11 protein-coding genes are annotated in these 8473 nt (G+C 35.3%); 7 read left to right on the top strand and 4 right to left on the bottom strand.

Going from position 1 to position 8473, the window contains the following annotated elements:
• Together HRT72_13775 and HRT72_13770 are read left to right on the top strand one after the other, a co-directional pair.
• Window positions 1-470: hypothetical protein (locus HRT72_13775; GenBank protein NQY68777.1), on the top strand; the 470-nt coding region annotated here is incomplete at its 5' end.
• The gene (locus tag HRT72_13770) at window positions 471-1160 is read left to right on the top strand and encodes a (d)CMP kinase (GenBank protein ID NQY68776.1); all 690 of its coding nucleotides are present in this window, start codon (window positions 471-473) and stop codon (window positions 1158-1160) included.
• On the opposite strand, the gene HRT72_13765 is transcribed toward HRT72_13770, so the two are convergent.
• Window positions 1135-2370 (bottom strand): 4-hydroxy-3-methylbut-2-enyl diphosphate reductase, encoded by a 1236-nt coding sequence (locus HRT72_13765; protein NQY68775.1) that lies wholly within the window; start codon window positions 2368-2370, stop codon window positions 1135-1137. The genes HRT72_13770 and HRT72_13765 overlap by 26 nt on opposite strands.
• A gap of 197 nt (window positions 2371-2567) precedes the next feature.
• On the opposite strand from HRT72_13765, the gene rpsA reads away from it, so the two are divergent.
• The 5 genes from rpsA (at window position 2568) to HRT72_13740 (ending at window position 7432) form a co-directional block, all read left to right on the top strand.
• Window positions 2568-4505 (top strand): 30S ribosomal protein S1, encoded by a 1938-nt coding sequence (gene rpsA / locus HRT72_13760; GenBank protein ID NQY68774.1) that lies wholly within the window; start codon window positions 2568-2570, stop codon window positions 4503-4505.
• A 77-nt stretch (window positions 4506-4582) separates the two neighbouring features.
• On the top strand, window positions 4583-5137 hold the full coding sequence (pyrR, locus tag HRT72_13755) for a bifunctional pyr operon transcriptional regulator/uracil phosphoribosyltransferase PyrR (protein NQY68773.1): 555 nt from the start codon (window positions 4583-4585) through the stop codon (window positions 5135-5137).
• The gene (locus HRT72_13750; GenBank protein ID NQY68772.1) at window positions 5130-6053 is read left to right on the top strand and encodes an aspartate carbamoyltransferase catalytic subunit; all 924 of its coding nucleotides are present in this window, start codon (window positions 5130-5132) and stop codon (window positions 6051-6053) included. Before pyrR ends, HRT72_13750 begins: the two co-directional genes overlap by 8 nt.
• A gap of 79 nt (window positions 6054-6132) precedes the next feature.
• A complete protein-coding gene (locus tag HRT72_13745; GenBank protein ID NQY68771.1) occupies window positions 6133-6504 on the top strand; it encodes an STAS domain-containing protein in 372 nt (123 codons plus the stop codon).
• A gap of 13 nt (window positions 6505-6517) precedes the next feature.
• Complete coding sequence (locus tag HRT72_13740) at window positions 6518-7432, top strand: ribonuclease Z (GenBank protein NQY68770.1); 915 nt, start codon at window positions 6518-6520, stop codon at window positions 7430-7432.
• A gap of 8 nt (window positions 7433-7440) precedes the next feature.
• Here HRT72_13740 and HRT72_13735 read toward each other — a convergent pair whose 3' ends face one another.
• The 3 genes from HRT72_13735 to HRT72_13725 all read right to left on the bottom strand — a co-directional run.
• The gene (locus HRT72_13735) at window positions 7441-8028 is read right to left on the bottom strand and encodes a hypothetical protein (GenBank protein NQY68769.1); all 588 of its coding nucleotides are present in this window, start codon (window positions 8026-8028) and stop codon (window positions 7441-7443) included.
• 51 nt (window positions 8029-8079) lie between these two features.
• On the bottom strand, window positions 8080-8259 hold the full coding sequence (locus HRT72_13730) for a hypothetical protein (GenBank protein NQY68768.1): 180 nt from the start codon (window positions 8257-8259) through the stop codon (window positions 8080-8082).
• A gap of 7 nt (window positions 8260-8266) precedes the next feature.
• Window positions 8267-8473 (bottom strand): hypothetical protein (locus tag HRT72_13725; protein ID NQY68767.1); only part of this gene is annotated, 207 nt, incomplete at its 5' end.

Below are 8473 nucleotides of genomic sequence, written 5' to 3'. Positions count from 1 at the left end.
AATTTAAACTTGGAGTATCGGACAAATTCGCGCATGCTCCTTTAAGATTATCTGCTGTTTATAGTAATCTGTTTAGAAAAGCTTCTTTTGTAGACGTTAATGATACCTTGTTAGATGTAGACCCATTTACTGGAGAAGACATACAAGGGGGCGATAACGCATTTGATAAATTCAAATCGCATTCGGATAATTTTTTAAAACATATATCTATTGGCTCTGAATTGTTGTTTTCCGATAATTTTCATTTAAGACTAGGCTGGAATTATAAAGCACGCAAGGAAATGATAATAGATACGAGACCTGGATTGGTAGGGTTTTCGTTTGGTGTTGGTGTAAATGTTAAGAAGTTTAGTCTAAACTATAGTATTACTTCTAGCCAGAAAGGAGGACCTTCAAATCAAATAAATATAGTAGCACATTTATCTCAGTTTAAAAAGAAAACTGTAATTGGTCCCAAAGAAGATAGCTAAATGAGAAAAATTTCAATTTCTATTGATGGTCATTCCTCGTGTGGGAAAAGTACTCTTGCTAAGCAGTTGGCAAATGAGTTTGGTTACTTTCATGTTGATACCGGTGCTATGTATAGAGCAGTAGCTCTTTTTTGTATTCAAAACGAGATTGTTCAAGATTGGGATCTAGACGTAGATAAGTTAGAAGCGGAGATTAGTAAGATAGACTTAAGCTATAATGTTGATAAAAACGGAAAGGCTGAAACAATATTAAATGGAATCTCGGTTGAAACTCAAATTAGAAGGCCTGAAGTTTCAAATGCAGTAAGTATTATAAGTAAAGAGAAAATAGTAAGGGTAAAGCTTGTTCAGATTCAGCAAGCTCTGGCTAAGGAAAAAGGTGTTGTAATGGATGGTAGGGATATCGGGACTGTCGTAATTCCTGATGCTGAATTAAAAATATTTCTTACTGCAAATGTCAATGTTAGAGCCGAAAGGCGATTACTGGAACTTCATAAGTCTGGCGTAGAGATTGGAATTGAAGAAGTACTCGAAAACTTAGAACAGAGAGACTTGATTGATTCTACCAGAAAAATTAGTCCATTAAAAAAAGCAGACGATGCTGTCTTGATTGATAATTCTTTTATATCAAGAGAAGAACAATTGTCTCAAGCGGTAGCCTTAGCTAAGAAGGCAATTGCTGCCGGATAGTTTTCATTACATCATCAAGAGACTTTGAGTCATTAAAAAAGGATAAAACTTTCAGTAAAACTCGTTCTATTGTTGCATCTGGGCAAGAAGCTCCACTCGTAAGGATTATTGTCAGTGGTGATTTGGTTGGCAAATAGTCCTTGGTTTGAACTTTCACTTCATTCCTCCAATCAAAATGATTTAAAGTGTCGTTGCTTTCAATTTCGCTTTCTGAAGAAATAAAATAGGTGGGTAATTTATTTTCGCAAAGTTCTACTAGGTGGGATGTATTAGAGCTATTGTAGCCACCTACAACTATTGCCATATCAGCATGTTTCTCTAATAGAGAATATGTTGCCTCTTGATTGTCGTTTGTTGCATAACATAAAGTGTCTCGAGTGTCAGCAAAGTGACTCTTATCTTCATTCTGGCCATGCTTTTTGTTTAAGGCATCTTTCAATGTGTTGGCAATGTTTTGCGTTTCCTGTGCTAGCATCGTAGTCTGATTAATTACGCCAACCTTTTGAAGGTTCTTAGAGACGTCAAAACCTTCTGTGTGTCTCCCCTCAAATGCTGTGTAAAAATCTTCTTCCGGTACATCACCTAAGATAATATCTGCAAGCAACATCGCCTCTTGTAAATCTTTTACTATTAAGGATGGTGCATTTAACCTGCTTCTTGAAAAAGTGGCTTTGGTTTCTTCGTGATTATGTTTGCCATGAATGATAATTGTGTAATTATCTGTTCCGAGTTTTTGAGACTTTTTCCAAACACGTTCTACAAAAGGGCAAGTAGTATCGTACTTGTATACTTCTAGGCCAATATTCGCTAGTTTTTCTTCTGTATCGAGCGTTGTGCCAAAAGCTGGAATAATTACGATGTTGTCTTTTTCTATTTGTTCCCAAGGTGTGATTTGGTTCCCCGACGTATCTTGTATGAAAGTAATGCCTCTACTTACGAGGTCTGCATTTACCTCGGGGTTGTGAATCATCTGACTTAACAAGTAGATCTTCTTAGTAGGGTTCTCTTCAATTGCTCTATATGAAATTTCAATTGCGTTCTCTACACCATAGCAAAACCCAAAGTGTCTTGCAATTAAAAATCGGACCGGTCCAAAATCGAGTAGAGAAGGGGAGAAGTCTTTTTTTCTTGGGTCTAATTCTTTTCGTAATTCCTTAAGCTCTGTAATAAATGAGCTTTTGTAAAAGTTAGGAATGTTGAATTTTTTCAAGGCTTCTTGATAGTTAAAATTGAAGATGTAAAGTTAGTTATTTTTGCAGTACGATTATTCAGTGTTTTCAGGTGCTATATCATGTTGTTTGTATAGATAAAAGTGGTAAGTTTGCACGCTATTTGGGTTGGAAAGACTGGCCTAGATTATTAACAACGGATTAATAGTTCGGAGGTACCGAGAAATAAAGAAATAACATGTCAGGTAAAGAAAAAGAAGAAAACGCTGAGTTTCAAGCAGAAACTACAACAGTTGAAGAAGTGAAAGCGGCAGTGTCAGCTGAGAAAGTTGCAAGTTCTGTAGAAAGCCTAGAAGATCAATTGAAAAACTTCAATTGGGATATGGTTGGAAAAGATGTAGTAGAATTAGAAGCATATACTACTGAAGAAAGAGCTGCATTAGAAGAAGAGTACGAGGGGAGTTTAACTTCAATCGAAGAAAAAGAAATACTAGACGGTAAAATCGTTCTTATTACAAATAAAGAAGTTGTAATAAATATAGGATACAAGTCGGATGGAATTATTCCTCTTACTGAGTTCAGATATAATCCGGAATTAAAAGCAGGTGACATTGTTGAAGTGTACATCGAAAACAGAGAAGATAAACTGGGTCAGTTAATCTTATCGCACAAAAAAGCTAGAACATTAAAAGCTTGGAGAAAACTTAACGAAGTATTAGAAACAGGTGAGATAATCACTGGACATGTTAAGTGTAGAACAAAAGGTGGACTTATCGTTGATGCATTCGGTATCGAGTCTTTCTTACCAGGATCACAAATTGATGTTAAACCAATTAGAGATTACGATGACTATGTTGGAAGAGACATGGAATTTAAAGTTGTTAAAATCAACCAAGAGTATAGAAATATTGTTGTTTCGCACAAAGCGCTTATTCAAGCTGAGTTAGAGAAACAAAAACTTGTAATAATGTCTAACCTTGAAAAAGGTCAGGTGTTAGAAGGAACAGTTAAGAACATTACTTCATATGGTGTCTTTATCGATTTAGGTGGTGTTGACGGTTTGGTTCACATTACAGATCTTTCTTGGGGACGTGTTAATCACCCAGAAGAGCTTGTTGAACTAGATCAAAAAGTAAATGTTGTAATTCTTGATTTTGATGATAAGAAGAAAAGAATTGCATTGGGAATGAAGCAACTTTCTGCTCATCCTTGGGATGCTCTTGATACGAAAATCAAAGTTGGAGATACGGTTAAAGGTAAAGTAGTTGTACTTGCTGATTACGGTGCTTTCTTAGAAGTTGCTCCTGGTGTTGAAGGATTGATCCACGTCTCTGAAATGTCTTGGTCACATCACTTAAGTGCAGCAAAAGACTTCTTTAAAATAGGAGATATCGTAGATGCTCAAGTTTTGACTCTTGATAGAGACGAAAGAAAAATGTCTTTAGGAACTAAGCAATTGGCTCCAGATCCATGGAAAGAAATCGAAAAGAAATATACAATCGATTCAGAGCACACAGTAACAGTTAGAAACTTTACGAATTTTGGAATCTTTGTTGAATTGGAAGAAGGAATTGATGGGTTAGTTCATATCTCTGACTTATCTTGGACTAAGAAAATCAAGCATCCATCTGAATTCATCGCTGTTGGTGAGCAATTGAAAGTTAAAGTACTTGAAGTTGATTCTGAAAACAGAAGATTGAGTTTAGGGCATAAACAATTGGAAACTAATCCTTGGGATGCTTATGAAGATATCTTCAAAGAAGGAAGCATTCACACAGGTAAAGTTGTTGAGGTTCTTGAAAAAGGAGCTAGAATGTTACTACAAGAAGATGTTGAAGCATTTATTCCTACGAAACACTTACTTAAAGAAGACGGATCAGTTGTTAAACTTGGAGAGTCTATTGCAGTTAGAATTCTAGAGTTCTCTAAAGACTCTAAGAAGATTATAGCTTCGCATAGTAGATCTTACTCTGATGATGTAGAAGATGTGAAAGCCAAAGGCTCTACTCCGAGATCTGATTCTAAAGGTAAGGTGAAAGGGAAATCTTCTTCGAAAGATTTTCAAGATTTAAGAAAAGGACTAGAGAAAACAACTCTAGGAGACTTGGAAGCTTTATCGAGTTTGAAAGAAGGACTTGAAAAAGCCGAGCGAGGCGAAAAAGACGCTGATGCTTAATTATTGTTTTAAAAAAGTCCCGTTATCGGGACTTTTTTTTGACCTATTAATTATGGAATGTAAATAATAGATACAGATTGCAAAAGAATAGAAGAACCATATTAAACAATAAACAGGTTGCCCTAACCATCGATAGGTTATGTCAACAGTTAATTGAAAATCATGGGGACTTTAAGGAATCTGTAATAATTGGCTTGCAACCCCGAGGTGTATATTTAGCTGAAAAAGTTCATGAGCAATTGCAAAGAATTCTGAATACAAAGATTGAGTTCGGTTATTTGGATGTGACTTTTTATCGGGATGATTTTAGAAGAAGAAAAAACCCGATCTCTGCAGGTACTACGGAGATTGATTTTGTAATTGAGGATAAAAGGGTTGTTCTGATTGATGATGTTTTATTTACTGGACGAACGATACGGTCTGGCTTGGACGCCTTGATGGCATTCGGACGTCCTTCCGCTGTAGAGCTGCTTGTGCTGATCGATAGAAGGTTTAAGAGGCAGTTGCCAATCGAACCTATGTATGTGGGTAAGCATGTTGACTCAATACGAATGGAAAAAGTTGAAGTTGCATGGAAAGGTTTAGAGAAGGAAACTAAAGTTGTGTTATTTACACCTGAATCAGATGAGTAGTTTATCGACAGATCATTTATTAGGAATTAAGCAGATTTCGGAACAGGATATTAATCTGATTTTTGAAACAGCAAGCAATTTTAAAAAGGTAATTAATCGGCCGATAAAAAAGGTGCCTTCTTTAAGGGACATGACGATTGCCAATTTGTTCTTCGAAAATTCAACGAGAACAAAATTATCGTTTGAGTTGGCAGAGAAAAGACTGAGTGCTGATATTGTTAATTTTTCATCAGGATCTTCTTCGGTAAACAAAGGTGAAACCCTTGTGGATACTGTAAAGAATATTTTGGCCATGAAGGTTAATATGGTTGTGATTCGACATCCTAACCCTGGTGCTGCAATATATCTATCGAAGAATATTGATGCCAAGATTATTAACGCAGGAGATGGAACTCATGAGCACCCAACACAGGCATTATTAGACGCATACACTATTATGGAAACGTGTGGAGAGGTGAGGGGAAAGAAAATCTTGATACTTGGAGATATACTGCACTCTCGTGTAGCTATTTCTAATATACTTTGTTTAAAGAAGCTAGGAGCAGAAGTGATGGTTTGTGGTCCGGCTACTCTAATACCAAGGCATATTGAGTCTTTAGGGGTGAAGGTGGAACTGGACTTAAGAAAGGCGTTAAATTGGTGTGATATTGTAAATACGCTTCGAATTCAATTAGAAAGACAGGATATTAAATATTTTCCTTCTACCAGAGAATACGTGATGCAATATGGATTGAATAAGGAGATTTTGAATAGCTTGGATAAAGAGATTATTGTATTGCATCCTGGGCCAATAAATAGGGGAGTAGAGATTACAAGCGATGTAGCTGATTCTAAGCAGGCTGTCATTCTCGATCAAGTGGAGAATGGTGTTGCAGTTCGAATGGCAATCCTTTATTTGCTGGCACAAGAAATTTAAATAACACCTAATATATTTCATATCAAATTGTTGACTGCATTACAATTTTTCTATATTTGTTTAATAACAAACTCAACGTATGAATTATTCAGTAGATAAAAAAGAGAGGTACACATTGATAAGTGTAGAGGCAGATAAATTAACAGCGTTAATTTCACCAGAATTAAAATCGGAGTTTGTAGTTTTAAACGCAGATGGTGTTGGAAGTCTAGTACTTGATTTAACTAAAGTTATGTATTGTGACTCTTCTGGGTTGAGTGCAATTTTAATTGGAAATAGATTATGTAAAGAGGCAGGCGGCTCTTTCGTTTTAGCTGGATTAAATCCTTCGGTTGAAAAGCTTATTGCAATTTCTCAATTAGAATCGGTTTTAAGTATTGTTCCAACTGTAAATGAAGCTGAAGATCTTCTATTTATGGAAGAGGTAGAAAGAAAGGTAGAAGAAGAATAGTATTTAATGATTCATGTCATTTTCTGTGACAATATTAGGTTGTAGTTCAGCTACACCTACTTCAAGAAGAAATCAAAGTTCTCAAGTAGTTGAGGTTTCAGGTAGTCTCTTTCTTATAGATTGTGGAGAGGGCACGCAAATGCAACTTCGTAGATATCGAATTAGATTTCAAAAAATTCATCATATTTTCATATCCCATCTTCATGGCGACCATTACTTGGGCCTTATGGGATTACTTCTAACAATGCATTTGTTTGGAAAAACATCCATTGTTAAGATATTTGGTCCGGCAAACTTAAAACCAATAATTTTAGAACAATTGAAATATACAGACTCATATATAAATTATGAGCTTGTTTTTATAGAAGTTGGTTATAACGAAAAGGAATTGATATTTGAGAATGATAAAGTTGAAGTTTATTCTTTCCCATTAGATCATGGGATTTCTTGTACTGGTTATCTTTTTAAGGAAAAAGAACAAGAGAGACGATTAAATAAGGAAAAGGCTGCAAAGTTTAATTTGTCTATAGAGGATATTGTAAATGTAAAAAGAGGAAATAACGTGTTCTCAAAGGATGGAGTAGAATTGAGCTATGAAGATTTTTCTTTTCCTTCTAAAGTCCCTAGAAGTTATGCTTATTGTTCTGATACTGCCTATAAAGAGGACCTAATACCAATATTGAAGAATGTTGATTTACTTTATCATGAGGCAACTTTTATGCATGACATGAAGGATAGGGCAAAAAAGACAAAACATTCAACTGCGAAGCAGGCTGCAAGCATTGCGAAAAAAGCCAAGGTTGAAAAGCTTATTTTAGGTCATTTTTCAGCAAGGTATAGAGAGCTAACTCCTTTGTTAGAAGAGGCAAAAGAAGTTTTTTCGAATACTATTTTAGGGGAAGATGGGGCTAAGTTCGAAATTTGCTAGAGCAAACCTTATTTATCTTGAATTTCCTGAATCCTAGTTTCGTTTCCCTTTTCGTTGAATTCAATTTTCATCACTGTATTGTCCGTACGTAGGCAACGATACATGCAATAAATCCCTTCTGGTTTTTTGATTGTAATGTATTCTTCGAATAGTGTTTCAATATTAAGTTTACTTATTGTTTTACGAACAATACTCCATGATTGTGCAGGGTAATGCCATGACTCATCATAGTATTTTGTTCCAATCCAGTTACCTGATTTGTCTATAAGAATAACGCCATCATCTTTTTCAATTGTTCCGAACGAAACATGGTATACAACGTTTTCTTTATCACCTTCATGATATACAAGGTTCCAATGTGTAGGCTCTTCATTTGGTCTTTGGGTTTTAAATGTTGCTAATATTTCAGATGAAGGCTCGTATCTTTTAAACTTAGCTGAAACTTGACTGCCTGATCCGTAGGCTTCTATTGTTTCAGAGAATGTAATTTCATTATTGTCACTACTCGTTTCTTTTACATCTTTTAAAATGATTATTTGAGCCTGAGATTCTAGTGTTAGCGCGGAGATAATTATGGATAGGATAAGGAATTTCAATTTCTAATAACTTGTGTGTTTAATATTCATACGTTGTCGTAAGAGATAAAGTTAACTTATTACGGTAGTTTCTTCTTTGCTATGGCAACCATCTTTAAAGCTGCAACCATCACATTTGATGTCTTCACAGTAAGGATCTGTCTTCTTTCTGACCACAAGTAATTTAGAGCTTTTGTAAAGAGCATAGAAAAAGGCTCCACCAACTATTATATATGTTACTATTTCTTGCATTATTACTTTAAATAAAATACGAACCAATTTGAAATATACAGAAGGACAAAAACCATGCTAAACTGGTACTATATACTACTGTAAAAATGGACCACTTAACTTCTTCAGATTCTTTTCGGATAGAGGCAATTACAGAAACACATGGAAAGTAGACAAGTACAAAAACCATTAATGCCATTGCTACCAATGGTGAATAAACTTTAGTTCCTGCTTT

It is taken from the genome of Flavobacteriales bacterium (assembly GCA_013214975.1).
Lineage (GTDB): Bacteria > Bacteroidota > Bacteroidia > DT-38 > DT-38 > DT-38.
This window is presented reverse-complemented; position numbering and strand designations above follow the sequence as displayed.

Excerpts from the sequence above, each read along its gene's own strand:
- HRT72_13745 (NQY68771.1), top strand. The coding sequence starts at position 6,133 with ATGAATTATTCAGTAGATAAAAAAGAGAGGTACACATTGATAAGTGTA.
- HRT72_13740 (NQY68770.1), top strand. The coding sequence starts at position 6,518 with ATGTCATTTTCTGTGACAATATTAGGTTGTAGTTCAGCTACACCTACT.
- HRT72_13730 (NQY68768.1), bottom strand. The coding sequence starts at position 8,259 with ATGCAAGAAATAGTAACATATATAATAGTTGGTGGAGCCTTTTTCTAT.
- HRT72_13750 (NQY68772.1), top strand. The coding sequence starts at position 5,130 with ATGAGTAGTTTATCGACAGATCATTTATTAGGAATTAAGCAGATTTCG.
- rpsA (NQY68774.1), top strand. The coding sequence starts at position 2,568 with ATGTCAGGTAAAGAAAAAGAAGAAAACGCTGAGTTTCAAGCAGAAACT.
- HRT72_13770 (NQY68776.1), top strand. The coding sequence starts at position 471 with ATGAGAAAAATTTCAATTTCTATTGATGGTCATTCCTCGTGTGGGAAA.